The organism is Burkholderia catarinensis, from assembly GCF_001883705.2.
Lineage (GTDB): Bacteria > Pseudomonadota > Gammaproteobacteria > Burkholderiales > Burkholderiaceae > Burkholderia > Burkholderia catarinensis.
In genome coordinates this window covers 174,395-189,842 of record NZ_MDEQ02000013.1, presented here as the reverse complement: position 1 = coordinate 189,842, position 15,448 = coordinate 174,395, and the positions used below count along the sequence as shown (strand labels likewise).

Below are 15,448 nucleotides of genomic sequence, written 5' to 3'. Positions count from 1 at the left end.
ACAGGAGACGTCAATGAAAATGAAGACCCTCGCACACGCCTGTCTCGCGCTCGCGACCGCCGCGTTCACCGCCGGCGCCGCGCATGCCGCGGATACCGTGAAGATCGGCTTCATCACCGACATGTCGGGGCTTTACGCGGACATCGACGGGCAGGGCGGCCTCGAGGCGATCCGCATGGCGGTTGCCGACTTCGGGGGCAAGGTGCTCGGCAAGCCGATCGAGGTCGTCTATGCCGATCACCAGAACAAGGCCGACATCGCCGCGTCGAAGGCGCGCGAATGGATGGACCGCGGCGGGCTCGACCTGCTGGTCGGCGGCACGAACTCGGCCACCGCGCTGTCGATGAACCAGGTCGCGGCCGAGAAGAAGAAGGTCTACATCAACATCGGTGCGGGCGCCGACACGCTGACCAACGAGCAGTGCACGCCGTACACCGTGCACTACGCGTACGACACGATGGCGCTCGCGAAGGGCACCGGTTCGGCGGTGGTGAAGCAGGGCGGCAAGACGTGGTTCTTCCTGACCGCCGACTATGCATTCGGCAAGGCGCTCGAGAAGAACACGTCGGATGTCGTGAAGGCGAACGGCGGCCAGGTGCTCGGCGCGGTGCGCCATCCGCTGTCCGCGTCGGATTTCTCGTCGTTCCTGCTGCAGGCGCAGGCGTCGAAGGCGCAGATCCTCGGCCTCGCGAACGCGGGCGGCGACACGATCAACGCGATCAAGGCTGCGAAGGAGTTCGGCATCACGAAGACGATGAAGCTCGCCGCGCTGCTGATGTTCATCGACGACGTGCACAGCCTGGGCCTCGAGACGACGCAGGGCCTCGTGCTGACCGACAGCTGGTACTGGAACCGCGACGCGGCGTCGCGTCAGTGGGCGCAGCGCTACTTCGGCAAGATGAAGAAGATGCCGTCGAGCCTGCAGGCGGCCGACTACTCGTCGGTGACGACCTACCTGAAGGCCGTCCAGGCCGCCGGCACGACCGACTCCGACAAGGTGATGGCCGAGCTGAAGAAGATCAAGATCAACGACTTCTACGCGAAGGGCACCATCCGCACGGACGGCAGCATGATCCACGACATGTACCTGATGGAGGTGAAGAAGCCATCGGAATCGAAGGAGCCGTGGGACTACTACAAGGTGCTCGCGACGATTCCGGGCGACCAGGCGTTCGGGACCAAGCAGGAATCGCGCTGCGCGCTGTGGAAGTAAGCGCGGCGTAGCGGCGCGCGCGAGGCGCGCCGCGCGGCGGCGGTTGCAGCGATGTGCCCGCTGCACCGCCCGCGTGCCCAACGCAGGAAGGTGCGGGAAGGTTGCGCACGCAACGAAACTCATTCTGACGGCTAAGTCGATGGAAATCTTTGGCATTCCGTTGCCGGCGATGCTGAGCCAGTTGCTGCTCGGGCTCGTCAACGGCTCGTTCTACGCGATCCTGAGCCTCGGGCTCGCGGTGATCTTCGGGCTGCTCAACGTGATCAATTTCGCGCACGGCGCGCTGTTCATGCTGGGCGCGATGCTCGCGTGGATGGGCCTGTCGTATTTCGGGCTGCCGTACTGGGCGATGCTCGTGCTGGCGCCGCTGGTCGTCGGTGCGTTCGGGATCGTGATCGAGCGCTCGATGCTGCGCTGGCTGTACAAGCTCGATCACCTGTACGGGCTGTTGCTCACGTTCGGCCTCACGCTGGTCGTCGAGGGCGTGTTCCGGTCGATCTACGGATCGTCCGGCCAGCCGTACGACGTGCCGTCGCAGCTTTCCGGCGCAACCAACCTCGGCTTCATGTTCCTGCCGAACTACCGCGCGTGGGTGGTCGTCGCATCGCTCGCGGTGTGTCTCGCGACGTGGTTCGTGATCGAGAAGACGCGTCTCGGCGCCTACCTGCGCGCGGGTACCGAGAACCCGAAGCTCGTCGAGGCGTTCGGCGTGAACGTGCCGATGATGATCACGCTCACCTACGGCTTCGGCGTCGCGCTCGCCGCGTTCGCGGGCGTGCTGGCCGCGCCGGTGATCCAGGTATCGCCGCTGATGGGCCAGCCGATGATCATCACCGTGTTCGCGGTGGTCGTGATCGGCGGGATGGGCTCGATCCTCGGCTCGATCGTCACGGGCCTGCTGCTCGGCGTGATCGAGGGCTTCACGCGCGTGTTCTATCCCGAAGCGTCGGCCACGGTCGTGTTCGTGATCATGGCGATCGTGCTGCTGTTCCGCCCGGCGGGCCTCTTCGGCAAGGAAAAATGATGCAGAGAAAAGTGCTCTACGGCGTGCTGCTCGCCGCACTGCTCGCCGCGCCGTTCATCGGCGCGTATCCGGTGTTCGTGATGAAGGTGCTCACGTTCGCGCTGTTCGCGGCCGCATTCAACCTGCTGATCGGCTATACGGGGCTGCTGTCGTTCGGCCATGCGATGTTCCTCGCGACGGCCGGCTACGCGACCGGCTATTCGATGCAGACGCTCGGCTTCACGCCGGAGCTCGGCGTGCTCGCGGGCACCGTCGCCGCGACGCTGCTCGGGCTCGTCGTCGGGTTGTTCGCGATCCGCCGGCAGGGCATCTACTTCGCGATGATCACGCTCGCGTTCGCGCAGATGGTCTACTTCATCTACCTGCAGGCGCCGTTCACGCACGGCGAGGACGGCTTGCAGGGCGTGCCGCGCGGCCACCTGTTCGGGCTGCTCGACCTGTCGAACGACGTCGCGCTGTACTACGTCGTGCTGGCGGTGGTCGTCGCCGCGTGCGCGTTCATCGTGCGGGTCGTCCATTCGCCGTTCGGCCAGGTGCTCGTCGCGATCAAGGAGAACGAAGCGCGCACGATCTCGCTCGGTTACGACACCGATCGCTTCAAGCTGCTCGCGTTCATCCTGTCGGCCGGGCTCGCGGGGCTGGCCGGCTCGCTGAAGGTGCTCGTGCTCGGCTTCGAGACGCTCTCCGATGCGTACTGGACGATGTCGGGCCTCGTCGTGCTGATGACGCTCGTCGGCGGGATGGGCACGCTGTTCGGGCCGCTGCTGGGGGCGGCGCTGATCGTTGCGCTGGAAGACCGGCTCGGCGACATCGGCGAATGGCTAGCGTCGACGACGGGTGTCGCGTGGTTCCATTCGCTCGGCGAATCGGCGACGATCGTCACGGGGCTGATCTTCATCGCGTGCGTGCTCGCATTCCGGCGCGGCATCGTCGGCGAGATGGTCGCGCGGATCAAGCCGCTCAGGGCATCCTGAGCGCGTGCCGCGCACGCCGCACATGTTGATGCGAAGCACCATCCGGCGCGCTCCGGAAGCGCGTCGCAGCAGGCTCCGGCAGGCACCGCACGGCAGGCTGGTGCCCCATTTTCGTGCGGCGATGCACCATAGGGGTAAATGCTAAGTTGTCGCAGGGTGAAAGGTCCTTTAATCTTCGTCTCAGTTCTGGTGCACCGCGAAACGAATTTGCAGGTGGAGAACGAGGAGACAATCGAGGCACAAAGTGCCCGAACCCAAAGCGCTGTTGGACGGAATCCAACAGCGCTTTTTCATTTGCGTGCACGGATCCCACCGATGGTGCATCGTCGTGCGCAAGTGCCGTATTGCGCGCTTGCGTTCGCACCGCGCCTCTTCCGTGCTTCGCCGCGTCCCTCCCGTTTTTCCATTTCCCGCAATCCGCTCGCCCACGGCGCGCAACCCCGCGCAGGCTGTCCGGGCTTACCCGGTTGGCGTGCGCGAAACGCGTCCGTTACACTCGGCTTTCGCCGACCGTGCGGTCGGGAAAATCGGTCGGCAGTTCTCCTACAAGCAGAATGCAGAAGAGGGAGTACGGTTGGATGAGCAGCGCGGGACGATGGATCGGGGCAGGAACGGCGGCTGGCGCCGTTCGTTCGTCGTGGGGTGCGCCGTGGGTCATCGCGGCTTTCTCGAGCCGTTCTGCGGCCTGTATGGGCGTTCCGGTGCCATCTCGGGTCGTTGCGTTCGCATCCGTATCTGCATTCGCATGAGCGGCCGGGTTTCCGACATTTCGCCGCTCGCGGGCCTGGCTGCATCGGGCCGGGTCGACGTGCCTTCCCATTATCGTTGCGCACGCATCGATCTCCCGCACGATCTCGCATTTCTCCGCTTGCTTCATCCTGACGACACTGCTGCCGCGCATCGTGGCGGCCGGCCGACCGTTTCGGCCGGCCGGCGGCGCGCGTGTGCGGGGAGCCGTCGGGGCGCTGTCGCGCGTGCGGCGTTTCACGGGAAAACGAGCGTAGGCGCGGCAGGGCGAGATAGTTAAATTATTAACTTGTTTTTGGGGACCGGGAGCCGCCCGAGCGACCCGTGGCTTTTTCGAGCAGCGTTTGGAGACAACGTAAATGAAGATGAATCGATGGATGGAGGCCGTGCTTGCCGCGGGCCTCGTGTGCGCGGCGGCAACGGCGTCGGCGCAGGTGAAGATCGGCGTGACGCTGTCGGCCACCGGGCCGGCCGCGTCGCTCGGGATTCCGGAAAAGAACACGATCGCGCTGCTGCCGAAGGAAATCGCGGGCAAGAGCGTGCAGTACATCGTGCTCGACGACGCGTCCGACACGAGCCGCGCGGTGCAGAACGTGCGCAAGCTGATCGACGAGGACCACGTCGATGCGATCATCGGCTCGTCCGTCACGCCGAATTCGCTCGCGATGCTCGACCCCGTGTCGCAAGGCAAGACGCCGACGATCTCGCTCGCCGCGAGCGCGCAGATCATCATGCCGATGGACGCGAAGCGCGCGTGGATGTTCAAGGTGCCGCAGAACGACCAGCTGATGGCCGACGCGATCGCCGGCTACATGGCGAAGCATGGCGTGAAGACGATCGGCTTCATCGGCTTCGCCGATGCGTACGGCGACAGCTGGTACAACACGTTCAACGCGGCGGCCGCGAAGAACGGCCTGAAGGTCGTGTCGAACGAGCGCTACAACCGGACCGACGCGTCGGTGATGGGGCAGGTGCTGAAGCTGATGGGCTCGAATCCCGATGCCGTGCTGATCGCCGGTTCCGGCACGCCGGCGGCGCTGCCGGCGAAGACGCTGAAGGAGCGTGGCTACAAGGGCAAGGTGTACCAGACGCACGGCGTCGCGAACAACGACTTCCTGCGCGTGTGCGGCAAGGATTGCGAAGGCGAGATCCTGCCGGCCGGCCCGGTGCTCGTGACCGACCAGCTGCCCGATTCGAACCCGGTGAAGAAGCCGGCGCTCGGATACAAGGCCGCGTATGAGAAGGCCTACGGCGCGGGCTCGCTGTCGACGTTCGGCGGCCATGCGTGGGATGCGGGGCTGCTGCTGCAGCGTGCGATTCCCGAAGCGCTGAAGAAGGGCCAGCCGGGTACCGAGGCGTTCCGCGAAGCGCTGCGCGCGTCGCTCGAAAGCGTGAAGGACCTGCCGGTGTCGCACGGCGTGATCAACATGACGACGACCGATCACAACGGCTTCGACACGCGTGCGCGCGTGATGGTGCAGATCGTCGACGGCAAGTGGAAGTTGCAGGCCGAGTAAGCATCACGTGAAACCGGCATGCGCGGCGCGAACGGCGCCGTGCCCGCCGTCGGCAGGGCGCCTGGCCTGACGGGTCGCGCCCGTGCCGCATGGAAACCGGGGCCTGCCGCGTGGCGCCTGACGCACCGATGCCATCCGTGCGCCCCGGCCGTTCCCGTCTCTGTTTCTCCGCAGCATTCTCGATACACGAAACGTATGGATCTCTCGATTGCGGCGATCCTCGCGCAAGACGGCATCACGACCGGCGCCATTTATGCATTGCTGTCGCTGGCGCTCGTGCTGGTGTTTTCCGTCACGCGGGTGATCTTCATTCCCCAGGGCGAATTCGTCGCCTACGGTGCGCTGACGCTTGCGGCGTTGCAGGCGCAGAAATTTCCCGCCACCTGCTGGCTGCTGTTCGTAATGGGCATCGCGTGCTTCCTGCTCGAAGTCGGCGGCCTGATCCGGCATCGCGAACGCCGCCATCAGCTCGGCCGCACGCTCGCGACGCTCGGCAGCCGCTACATCCTGCTGCCGCTCGCGGTGTTCGCGATCACGCGCAGCTTTGCCGCGCAGCCGTTGCCGATGCTCGCGCAGATCGCGCTGGCGCTCGCGATCGTCGTGCCGATGGGGCCATTCATCTACCGGCTCGTGTACCAGCCGATCGCCGAAGGCACGACGCTGCTGCTGCTGATCGTGTCGGTTGCCGTTCACTTCGCGATGGTCGGTCTCGGGCTCGTGATGTTCGGCGCGGAAGGCTCGCGCACCAACGGATTCTCGGACGCGTCGCTGTCGATCGGCAGCATGACGGTGTCGGTGCAGAGCGTCCTGGTCGTCGTCACGGCGCTCGTGCTGATCGGTGCGCTCTACGTGTACTTCGGCCGCACGATCGCCGGCAAGGCGCTGCGCGCGACGTCGGTGAACCGGCTCGGCGCGCAGCTCGTCGGCATCGGCACGACCGAGGCCGGGCGGCTCGCGTTCACGTTCGCCGCGGGGCTCGGCGTGCTGTCCGGGATCCTCGTCGGCCCGCTGACGACGATCTACTACGACTCGGGCTTCCTGATCGGCCTGAAGGGCTTCGTCGGCGCGATCATCGGCGGGCTCGTCAGCTATCCGCTCGCGGCCGCCGGCTCGCTGCTCGTCGGCGTGCTCGAATCGTATTCGTCGTTCTGGGCGAGCGCATACAAGGAGGTGATCGTGTTCACGCTGATCATTCCGGTGCTGCTGTGGCGGAGCTTCGCGACGCCGCATGCGGAAGAGGAAGGGGAGTGACGCGATGAAGACGATGGTACGCAACAAGACCTTCTGGGTGTTTCTCGTGGTGCTGTTCGCGCTGCCGGTGCTGCCCGGCGCGCTGCAGGTGCCCGAATACTGGATCACGCTGCTGAACTACGTCGGCCTCTATGCGATCGTCGCGATCGGGCTCGTGCTGCTGACGGGCGTGGGCGGGATGACGAGCTTCGGACAGGCCGCATTCGTCGGCATCGGCGCGTATGCGACCGCGTTCCTGACGACGCGGTACGGCGTGTCGCCGTGGCTCGCGCTGATCGTCGGCGTCGTGCTGACGGCGCTCGTCGCGCTCGTGCTGGGCGCGGTCACGATGCGGCTGTCCGGGCACTTCCTGCCGCTCGGCACGATCGCGTGGGGCCTCGCGCTGTTCTACCTGTTCGGCAACCTCGAATTGCTCGGCAAGTACGACGGGATCAACGGGATTCCGGCGCTGAACCTGTTCGGCATGGAGCTCGGAAGCGGCCGCAGCCTGTATTTCCTGATCTGGGCCGTCGTGCTGGCCGCGATCGTGTCGGTGCAGAACCTGCTGAACAGCCGCCCGGGCCGCGCGATCCGGGCGCTGCGCGGCGGCGGCGTGATGGCCGAAGCGATGGGCGTGAACACCGCGTGGATGCGCGTCGTGATCTTCGTCTATGCGGCCGTGCTCGCCGCGGTGTCGGGCTTCCTGTACGCGCACCTGCAGCGTGCGGTGAACCCGACCCCGTTCGGCCTGAATCACGGGATCGAATTCCTGTTCATGGCCGTGGTCGGCGGCGTGTCGCACGTGTGGGGCGCGGTGCTCGGCGCGGCAATCCTGACCGTGCTGCAGGATTACCTGCAGACGCTGCTGCCGAAGCTGCTCGGCTCGGAAGGCAACTTCGAGATCATCGTGTTCGGCGTGCTGATGGTGCTGCTGTTGCAGTACGCGCGCCAGGGCGTATGGCCGTTCGTCGCGAGGCTGTTCCCGCGCGGGCCGAGTGCGCATGTGCCCGAGCACGCCGATCCGTTGCCGCAGCGCGCGAAGCCCGCGGCCGGCGAGCCGCTGCTCGTCGTCGACAACGCCCGCAAGCAGTTCGGCGGGCTCGTGGCCGTCAACGACGTCAGCTTTGACGTGAAAGCGGGGCAGATCATCGGGTTGATCGGCCCGAACGGCGCCGGCAAGTCGACCACGTTCAATCTCGTGACCGGCGTGCTGAAGCCGACGGGCGGCACGATCACGTTCCGTGGCGAGCGCATCGACGGGCTCACGTCGCGCCAGATTGTCCGCCGCGGTATCGGCCGCACGTTCCAGCACGTGAAGCTGTTGCCGGCGATGACGGTGCTCGAGAACGTCGCGATCGGCGCGCATCTGCGCGGCCATACGGGCGTCTGGCGCAGTATCGCGCGGCTCAATGCACGCGAGGAAGCGCAATTGCTGGCCGAAGCCGCGCACCAGATCCGCCGCGTCGGGCTTGAAAAGCACATGTACGACGAAGCGGGCAGCCTCGCGCTCGGCCAACAGCGGATTCTCGAAATCGCGCGGGCGCTGTGCTGCGATCCGACGCTGCTGCTGCTCGACGAGCCGGCCGCCGGGCTGCGTTACCAGGAGAAGCAGCAACTCGCCGACCTGCTGCGGCGGCTGAAGGCGGAAGGCATGAGCGTGTTGCTCGTGGAACATGACATGGATTTCGTGATGAATCTCACCGACCGGCTGGTGGTGATGGAGTTCGGCACGCGGATCGCGGAAGGGCTGCCGCAGGACGTGCAGCAGGACCCGGCGGTGCTCGAAGCGTATCTGGGCGGGGTGGAGTAATGACGGACACGACGATGCCGATTCTCGAAGTACGCGGGCTGGCGGTCCGGTACGGGAAGGTGGAGGCGCTGCACGGCGCGGCGATCAAGGTCGGCGCGGGACAGATCGTCAGCGTGATCGGCCCGAACGGGGCCGGCAAATCGACGCTGTTGAACGCGATCATGGGCGCGCTGCCGGTGACCGGGCATGCGTCGGGCGCGGTCGTGTATCGCGGTAACGACGTCGGCTCGTTGCCGGTCGAGCAGCGCGTCGCGCGCGGGATGTGCCTCGTACCGGAAAAGCGTGAGCTGTTCAGCACGATGACGGTCGAGGACAACCTCGTGCTGGGTGCGTATCGGCGCAAGCGGGCCGGCGAATCGAATTTCCTCGACCAGCTCGATCACGTGTTCGCGCTGTTTCCACGGCTGAAGGAGCGGCGCAAGCAGGCTGCCGGCACGCTATCCGGCGGCGAGCGGCAGATGCTTGCGGTCGGCCGGGCGCTGATGGGCAAGCCGGACCTGCTGATGCTCGACGAGCCGAGCCTCGGGTTGGCGCCACTGATCGTGAAGGAGATCTTTCATATCATCAGCGCGTTGCGCGGGACGGGCGTGGCAACGCTGCTGATCGAACAGAACGCAAGGGCCGCGTTGCAGATCTCCGACTACGGCTATGTGCTGGAGACGGGCGAGTTTGCGCTGGAAGGGCCGGCGGCCGAGCTTGCGCAGAATCCGCGCGTGATCGAAACATACCTCGGCTTGGCGAAGAAGACGGCTTGATTGCTGGAGCGGTGGCGGGAAACGGGCGGCGTGTTTCACGTGAAACACGCCGTTTTTGTTTGGAGGCGAGGCGCTGCCTCGACGGCTCGCGGTCAGGGGATAAGTGTCGGAGGAATAGTCGGAAATCCTGTGCGTCGCCCGGACAAGGTGCCGATAGTGCGGTAGATGATCCTGCGAGTCGTTCGGGAATGGGTAGCGGCTCGTTCCACAGGCCGACGACGCGCAGCGTCTCTGGGGATAAGTCCCTGACCACCAGCCGGAAATTCTGTGAGGAAGAGGGTGGATGGCGGCACAGGGCGCCGCGTCCGGATGGTTGTGCCGACCACAGGCGTCGAATAAGTCACATGTCCACCGTGCTGTTTTCCCGACGGGCGGATCTTTGCACAGGCACAACGATGTGCGGCGAACCGGCCGGAAGCATTACCGGAGCAGGCCCGGCACCACAGGTTCGCCTGACCGTTGCCGAAAAAACGACGAAATGCACAGGCCCTACCATTCGGATGGCCTTCGGGCGAAAAGCGAACCCGCTATAATTCGGCCCATACATTTCTCAGATAGGTTCGTGCGCAGTCCTGCGTACGGAATCCACCATGCTTTTTCCCACAGAATTTGACGTCATCGTCGTCGGTGGCGGTCACGCCGGCACGGAAGCCGCGCTGGCGGCCGCCCGGATGGGCGCGAAGACACTGCTGCTGACCCACAACATCGAAACGCTTGGGCAGATGAGCTGCAATCCGTCGATCGGCGGTATTGGCAAGGGTCATCTGGTCAAGGAGGTCGATGCGCTGGGCGGTGCGATGGCGGCCGCGACGGACGAGAGCGGTATTCAGTTCCGGATCCTCAATTCGTCGAAGGGCCCGGCCGTGCGCGCGACGCGTGCGCAGGCCGATCGCATCCTGTACAAGGCCGCGATCCGCCACCGGCTCGAGAACCAGCCGAACCTGTGGCTGTTCCAGCAGGCCGTCGACGACCTGATGGTCGAAGGCGACCGCGTGGTGGGCGCCGTCACGCAGATCGGCATCCGCTTCCGCGCCCGTGCGGTCGTGCTGACCGCCGGTACGTTCCTCGACGGCAAGATCCACGTCGGCCTGAACAACTACACCGGCGGCCGCGCGGGCGATCCGGCGGCCGTGTCGCTGTCGTCGCGCCTGAAGGAGCTGAAGCTGCCGCAGGGCCGCCTGAAGACCGGTACGCCGCCGCGTATCGACGGCCGTACGATCGACTTCTCGAAGCTGGACGAGCAGCCGGGCGACCTCGATCCAGTCCCCGTCTTCTCGTTCCTGGGCCGTGCGGAGCAGCATCCGCAGCAGTTGCCGTGCTGGGTCACGCACACGAACGAGCGCACGCACGACATCATTCGCGGCGGCCTCGACCGTTCGCCTATGTATACAGGCGTGATCGAAGGCGTCGGGCCGCGCTATTGCCCGTCGATCGAGGACAAGATTCACCGGTTCGCATCGAAGGAATCGCACCAGATCTTCCTCGAGCCGGAAGGGCTGACGACCAACGAGTTCTACCCGAACGGGATCTCGACGAGCCTGCCGTTCGACGTCCAGCTCGAGCTCGTGCATTCGATGCGTGGCCTTGAGAACGCGCATATCCTGCGCCCCGGCTACGCGATCGAATACGACTACTTCGATCCGCGCGCGCTGAAGGCGTCGCTCGAGACGAAGGCAATCAACGGGCTGTTCTTTGCGGGCCAGATCAACGGGACAACCGGCTACGAAGAAGCGGCTGCGCAGGGCCTGTTGGCTGGCCTTAATGCGGGCCGCTACGTGCAGGAGAAGGACGCATGGTGCCCGCGTCGCGACCAGGCCTACCTTGGCGTGCTGGTTGACGATCTCGTGACGCGTGGCGTCGCCGAGCCGTACCGGATGTTCACGAGTCGCGCCGAGTATCGCCTGAGCCTGCGTGAAGACAATGCCGATATGCGCCTGACCGAAGTCGGTCGCGAATTGGGGCTCGTCGACGACGTGCGCTGGGACGCGTTCAGCCGGAAGCGCGACGCTGTTTCACGTGAAACCGAACGCCTGAAGTCGACGTGGGTCACGCCGAAGACGCTGCCGCCGGAAGAGGCGACCGCGTTGCTCGGCAAGGCGATCGATCACGAATACAGCCTCGCCGAGCTGCTGCGCCGTCCGGGTGTCGGCTACGACGGCGTATGCGGCCTGAAGGGCGGCGAATGCGGCCCCACAGAGCCGCTGACTGACGATCCGGTGTTGCTCGAGCAAATCAAGGAGCAGGTCGAGATCGGCATCAAATATCAGGGCTATATCGAGCGCCAGGCATCCGAGATCGAGCGCAACGATGCGAACGAGAACACGCGCCTTCCCGACGGTATCGATTACCGCGAAGTTCGCGGCCTGTCGTTCGAGGTGAGCCAGAAGCTCAATGAGTTCCGGCCGGAAACGATCGGGCAGGCGTCGCGCATCTCGGGCATCACGCCGGCGGCCATCTCGCTGCTGATGGTGCACCTGAAGCGCCGTGGCCTTGGGCGCCGTAACGGCACTGCCGCAGAGGCAACGGAGCAGGGGGACGGTACCGTCCCGACGCAACAATGACGGCGCGTCGCGCGCCGGCGGTTAATCGGGACGTACTGGAGGGGATGCTCGTCGAAGGCACGACGGCGCTCGACCTCGCGCTGACGGATGCACAACGCAACCAGCTGCTCGACTACGTCGCGCTGCTCGGCAAGTGGAACGCGGTCTACAACCTGACCGCGATCCGCGACCCGAAGCAGATGTTGATCCAGCACATCCTCGATTCGCTTTCCATCATCCCGCATCTGCATGGTCGTGAGTCGGCACGCGTGCTCGACGTTGGCTCGGGAGGCGGGCTGCCTGGTATCGTGCTGGCGATCGTCCAGCCGGACTGGCAGGTCACGCTGAACGATATCGTGCAGAAGAAGTCTGCATTCCAGACGCAGATGCGTGCGGAGCTGAAGCTCGCGAACCTGTCGGTTGTCACCGGGCGGGTCGAATCGCTGCAGCCGGGCGTCGAGGTGCCGAAAAAATTCGACATGATCGTATCCCGCGCTTTCGCGGATCTGTCCGACTTCGTTAAACTTGCTCGACATCTGGTTGCGCAGGGCGGATCGATCTGGGCAATGAAGGGCGTACACCCGGACGACGAGATTGCACGGTTGCCGGAAGGCAGCCGCGTAAAGCAGACGATGCGGCTGGCGGTGCCGATGCTCGATGCCGAACGGCATCTGATCGAAGTGGCCGTCGACGAAGCGAATTGAACGCGTGCGGTAGCGCGCCGATTGTTTGAAGTAAGAGGAACACACCAACGATGGCAAAGATCTTCTGCGTTGCGAACCAGAAGGGGGGCGTCGGCAAGACGACGACATCGGTCAATCTCGCCGCAAGCCTTGCAGCGCAGGAGCAACGTGTCCTGCTGATCGATCTCGACCCGCAGGGCAACGCGACGATGGGTAGCGGGATCGACAAGGCCTCCTGCGAAGCGACCGTGTACGAAGTGCTGGTCGACGGCGTGGCGGTGACCGATGCGCGCGTACGCCCGGACGGCGTCACCTACGACGTGCTGCCCGCGAACCGCGAGCTGTCCGGTGCCGAGATCGAACTGATCAGCATCGACAACCGCGAGCGCCGGCTGAAAGCCGCGCTCGAGCACGTTGCCGACGATTACGACTTCGTGCTGATCGATTGCCCGCCGACGCTGTCGCTGCTGACGCTGAACGGGCTATGCGCGGCGCATGGCGTCGTGATCCCGATGCAGTGCGAGTACTTCGCACTGGAGGGGTTGTCGGACCTCGTCAACACGATCAAGCAGGTTCACGCGAACATGAACCGCGACCTGAAGATCATCGGCTTGCTGCGCGTGATGTTCGATCCGCGCATCACGCTGCAGCAGCAGGTCTCCGATCAACTGAAAGCGCACTTCGGCGACAAGGTGTTCGACGTGGTGATTCCGCGTAACGTGCGCCTGGCGGAAGCGCCGAGCTACGGGCTGCCGGGTGTCGTATTCGACCGCAGCTCGCGCGGTGCGCAAGCGTATCTCCAGTTCGGTGCCGAGATGATCGAGCGCGTCCGCGCGTTCGAGGTGTCGTGAGCCGGACATGAGCGAAGCGAGGAAGAAAGACATGAACGCGGTACCGAAGAAGAAGGGCTTGGGACGTGGCCTCGAAGCGCTGCTCGGCGGCAGCGCGGATATCACCGAAGCGGTGAAGATCGAAGGGGCACCGAACACGCTCGCGCTTGGCAAGCTGCAGGCCGGCAAGTACCAGCCACGGACGCGGATGGACGAAGGCAGCCTGCAGGAGCTCGCCGCGAGCATCCGCGCACAGGGCGTGATGCAGCCGATCCTGGTACGGCCCATTTCATCGGATAAATACGAGATCATCGCGGGCGAGCGGCGTTTCCGCGCGGCGCGCCTGGCCGGCCTCGACGAAGTACCGGTGCTCGTGAAGGACGTATCCGATCAAGCCGCCGCGGCGATGGCGCTGATCGAGAACATCCAGCGCGAGGATCTGAACCCGCTTGAAGAGGCGCACGGCATCCAGCGCCTGCTCGACGAATTCGGTTTCACGCACGAACAGGCGGCCGAATCGGTCGGCCGTTCGCGCAGCGCGGTGTCGAACCTGCTGCGTCTGCTGAACCTTGCGTCGCCGGTGCAGACGATGCTGCTGGCCGGCGATCTCGACATGGGCCACGCGCGCGCGCTGCTGGCCGTCGACACGGCAACGCAGATCACGCTTGCCCATCAGGTCGTCAACAAGCGCATGTCGGTGCGCGAGACCGAGAAACTTGTCGCGCATACGACGAAGGAAGCGCCGGCCGTGAAGGCGCGCGCGAAGGACGACGGCGGACGCGACACGCGCCGTCTCGAAGAGGAACTGTCCGACCTGCTCGCGTCGACGGTGAAGATCAAGCTCGGCCGCCGCGGGCGAGGGCAGGTCACGATCGACTTCGGCAACCTCGACGCGCTGGAGGGCATTCTCGAGCGCCTGCGCGGCAACGTAGCGGCCGAAGAGTAACGCGGTGCGGCCGATGGATGAGACGAGCGCACTGGCGCCGCGCCGGTGGCTCGGATGGCTCGCGCACGAGCCGGTGCTGTCCGTGCTGGCGCTGGGCCTGGTTATTCTGCAATGGGTGCGTCCGCAACCATTTGCGGTGCTTGCCGATCGCGTCGACTGGCAGACGGTCGCGACGCTCGCGGGCCTGCTGATGCTGACCAAGGCGCTCGAGCTGTCCGGGTGCCTGATGTGGCTCGCACACCGCATCGTGCATCACGTGCATTCCGAGCGCGGGCTCGCGATGCTGCTCGTCGTGTTCGCCGCGGCGCTCTCGATGTGGCTGACCAACGACGTCGCGCTGTTCGTGGTCGTGCCGTTGATGGTGTCGCTGCGTGCGCTGACGCCGCTGCCGTTCAGGCGGCTCGTGATCGTCGTGGCGCTGGCCGTCAATGCGGGGTCCGTCGCGACGCCGCTCGGCAATCCCCAGAACCTGTTCCTGTGGCAACTGAGCGGCATGTCGTTCGCCCGCTTCGTGATCACGCTCGGGCCGCTCGCAATCGCGCTGATGGCGCTGCTGCTCGCACTGACGGCGTGCGCGTTTCGCGCGAAGCCGCTCGACCTGTCCGGCGACGTTACCGCGTTTCCCGTGCAGCGCATGCATGCGCTGATCGCCGCGGTGCTGTTCGCCGCATTCGTGCTGCTTGCCGATGCCCACCATCCGCTGCCGGGCCTGATTGGTGTCGCGATCGTGCTGCTCGCGGTAAAACGTGATGCAGTCCTTAGGATCGACTGGCTGCTGCTGCTGATTTTCGTGCTGATGTTCGTCGTGCTGCGCAGCGCGGCTGCACTGCCCGTCGTGCATGATGCGATTGCACGCGCGCAGCTCGATTCGCCGTTGCGTGTCTTTGCGGCCGGCGCCGTGCTGTCACAGGGGATCAGCAACGTGCCGGCCGCGATCCTGCTGTCGGAATTCACGCGCGACTGGCGCGCGCTTGCATTCGGCGTATCGGTCGGCGGCTTCGGTTTCGCGATCGGTTCGCTCGCGAACCTGATCGCGGTGCGTCTCGCGAAGGAGCCGCGCATGTGGCTGCCGTTCCATCTGGTCTCGATTCCGTTCGCGCTCGTGAGCGCGGCACTGGGTGCGTGGCTGCTCGTTCACGGTTGAGCGATGCGGGTGCGGGCGGCACAGGCGTGCCGTTC

Annotated in this window: 13 protein-coding genes; 12 read left to right on the top strand and 1 reads right to left on the bottom strand. The window is 65.4% G+C overall.

The genetic code is table 11. From position 1 onward, the window contains the following. Positions 1-13: 13 nt before the first annotated feature. The 3 genes from BFF94_RS22005 to BFF94_RS21995 all read left to right on the top strand — a co-directional run bounded on the left by BFF94_RS22005 (position 14) and on the right by BFF94_RS21995 (position 3,211). On the top strand, positions 14-1,213 hold the full coding sequence (locus BFF94_RS22005) for an ABC transporter substrate-binding protein (RefSeq protein WP_128846558.1): 1,200 nt from the start codon (positions 14-16) through the stop codon (positions 1,211-1,213). 139 nt (positions 1,214-1,352) lie between these two features. Next, positions 1,353-2,237, top strand: a complete 885-nt coding sequence (locus BFF94_RS22000; protein WP_031397096.1) for a branched-chain amino acid ABC transporter permease — start codon at positions 1,353-1,355, stop codon at positions 2,235-2,237. Further along, positions 2,237-3,211, top strand: coding sequence for a branched-chain amino acid ABC transporter permease (locus tag BFF94_RS21995; protein ID WP_162285570.1), 975 nt, complete (start codon positions 2,237-2,239; stop codon positions 3,209-3,211). The genes BFF94_RS22000 and BFF94_RS21995 overlap by 1 nt, the downstream gene beginning before the upstream one ends. A gap of 490 nt (positions 3,212-3,701) precedes the next feature. Here BFF94_RS21995 and BFF94_RS21990 read toward each other — a convergent pair whose 3' ends face one another. Continuing rightward, positions 3,702-4,088, bottom strand: coding sequence for a hypothetical protein (locus BFF94_RS21990; protein WP_128846552.1), 387 nt, complete (start codon positions 4,086-4,088; stop codon positions 3,702-3,704). 229 nt (positions 4,089-4,317) lie between these two features. Here BFF94_RS21990 and BFF94_RS21985 point away from each other — a divergent pair, with 229 nt between their 5' ends. The 9 genes from BFF94_RS21985 to BFF94_RS21945 all read left to right on the top strand — a co-directional run bounded on the left by BFF94_RS21985 (position 4,318) and on the right by BFF94_RS21945 (position 15,413). Continuing rightward, a complete protein-coding gene (locus BFF94_RS21985) occupies positions 4,318-5,475 on the top strand; it encodes an ABC transporter substrate-binding protein (RefSeq protein ID WP_128846549.1) in 1,158 nt (385 codons plus the stop codon). Between the two features lie 195 nt (positions 5,476-5,670). Continuing rightward, on the top strand, positions 5,671-6,726 hold the full coding sequence (locus tag BFF94_RS21980; protein ID WP_219139831.1) for a branched-chain amino acid ABC transporter permease: 1,056 nt from the start codon (positions 5,671-5,673) through the stop codon (positions 6,724-6,726). Positions 6,727-6,730: 4 nt separating this feature from the next. Further along, a complete protein-coding gene (locus BFF94_RS21975; protein ID WP_128846547.1) occupies positions 6,731-8,515 on the top strand; it encodes a branched-chain amino acid ABC transporter ATP-binding protein/permease in 1,785 nt (594 codons plus the stop codon). After that, on the top strand, positions 8,515-9,270 hold the full coding sequence (locus BFF94_RS21970) for an ABC transporter ATP-binding protein (protein ID WP_128846544.1): 756 nt from the start codon (positions 8,515-8,517) through the stop codon (positions 9,268-9,270). Before BFF94_RS21975 ends, BFF94_RS21970 begins: the two co-directional genes overlap by 1 nt. A 590-nt stretch (positions 9,271-9,860) precedes the next feature. Then, positions 9,861-11,831 (top strand): tRNA uridine-5-carboxymethylaminomethyl(34) synthesis enzyme MnmG, encoded by a 1,971-nt coding sequence (gene mnmG, locus BFF94_RS21965; protein ID WP_128846541.1) that lies wholly within the window; start codon positions 9,861-9,863, stop codon positions 11,829-11,831. Next, positions 11,828-12,514, top strand: coding sequence for a 16S rRNA (guanine(527)-N(7))-methyltransferase RsmG (gene rsmG, locus BFF94_RS21960; RefSeq protein WP_128846538.1), 687 nt, complete (start codon positions 11,828-11,830; stop codon positions 12,512-12,514). The genes mnmG and rsmG overlap by 4 nt, the downstream gene beginning before the upstream one ends. 50 nt (positions 12,515-12,564) lie before the next feature. Next, on the top strand, positions 12,565-13,344 hold the full coding sequence (locus BFF94_RS21955) for a ParA family protein (protein WP_128846535.1): 780 nt from the start codon (positions 12,565-12,567) through the stop codon (positions 13,342-13,344). A 31-nt stretch (positions 13,345-13,375) separates the two neighbouring features. Beyond that, positions 13,376-14,269 (top strand): ParB/RepB/Spo0J family partition protein, encoded by an 894-nt coding sequence (locus BFF94_RS21950; protein ID WP_128846532.1) that lies wholly within the window; start codon positions 13,376-13,378, stop codon positions 14,267-14,269. A gap of 13 nt (positions 14,270-14,282) precedes the next feature. Further along, complete coding sequence (locus BFF94_RS21945; protein WP_128846529.1) at positions 14,283-15,413, top strand: SLC13 family permease; 1,131 nt, start codon at positions 14,283-14,285, stop codon at positions 15,411-15,413. Positions 15,414-15,448 lie beyond the last annotated feature (35 nt).

Bases quoted from the DNA above. Each gene is read 5' to 3' on its own strand.
- BFF94_RS22005 (WP_128846558.1), top strand. From the start codon at position 14: ATGAAAATGAAGACCCTCGCACACGCCTGTCTCGCGCTCGCGACCGCC.
- BFF94_RS22000 (WP_031397096.1), top strand. From the start codon at position 1,353: ATGGAAATCTTTGGCATTCCGTTGCCGGCGATGCTGAGCCAGTTGCTG.
- BFF94_RS21995 (WP_162285570.1), top strand. From the start codon at position 2,237: ATGCAGAGAAAAGTGCTCTACGGCGTGCTGCTCGCCGCACTGCTCGCC.
- BFF94_RS21990 (WP_128846552.1), bottom strand. From the start codon at position 4,088: ATGAAGCAAGCGGAGAAATGCGAGATCGTGCGGGAGATCGATGCGTGC.
- BFF94_RS21985 (WP_128846549.1), top strand. From the start codon at position 4,318: ATGAAGATGAATCGATGGATGGAGGCCGTGCTTGCCGCGGGCCTCGTG.
- BFF94_RS21980 (WP_219139831.1), top strand. From the start codon at position 5,671: ATGGATCTCTCGATTGCGGCGATCCTCGCGCAAGACGGCATCACGACC.
- BFF94_RS21975 (WP_128846547.1), top strand. From the start codon at position 6,731: ATGAAGACGATGGTACGCAACAAGACCTTCTGGGTGTTTCTCGTGGTG.
- BFF94_RS21970 (WP_128846544.1), top strand. From the start codon at position 8,515: ATGACGGACACGACGATGCCGATTCTCGAAGTACGCGGGCTGGCGGTC.
- mnmG (WP_128846541.1), top strand. From the start codon at position 9,861: ATGCTTTTTCCCACAGAATTTGACGTCATCGTCGTCGGTGGCGGTCAC.
- rsmG (WP_128846538.1), top strand. From the start codon at position 11,828: ATGACGGCGCGTCGCGCGCCGGCGGTTAATCGGGACGTACTGGAGGGG.
- BFF94_RS21955 (WP_128846535.1), top strand. From the start codon at position 12,565: ATGGCAAAGATCTTCTGCGTTGCGAACCAGAAGGGGGGCGTCGGCAAG.
- BFF94_RS21950 (WP_128846532.1), top strand. From the start codon at position 13,376: ATGAACGCGGTACCGAAGAAGAAGGGCTTGGGACGTGGCCTCGAAGCG.
- BFF94_RS21945 (WP_128846529.1), top strand. From the start codon at position 14,283: ATGGATGAGACGAGCGCACTGGCGCCGCGCCGGTGGCTCGGATGGCTC.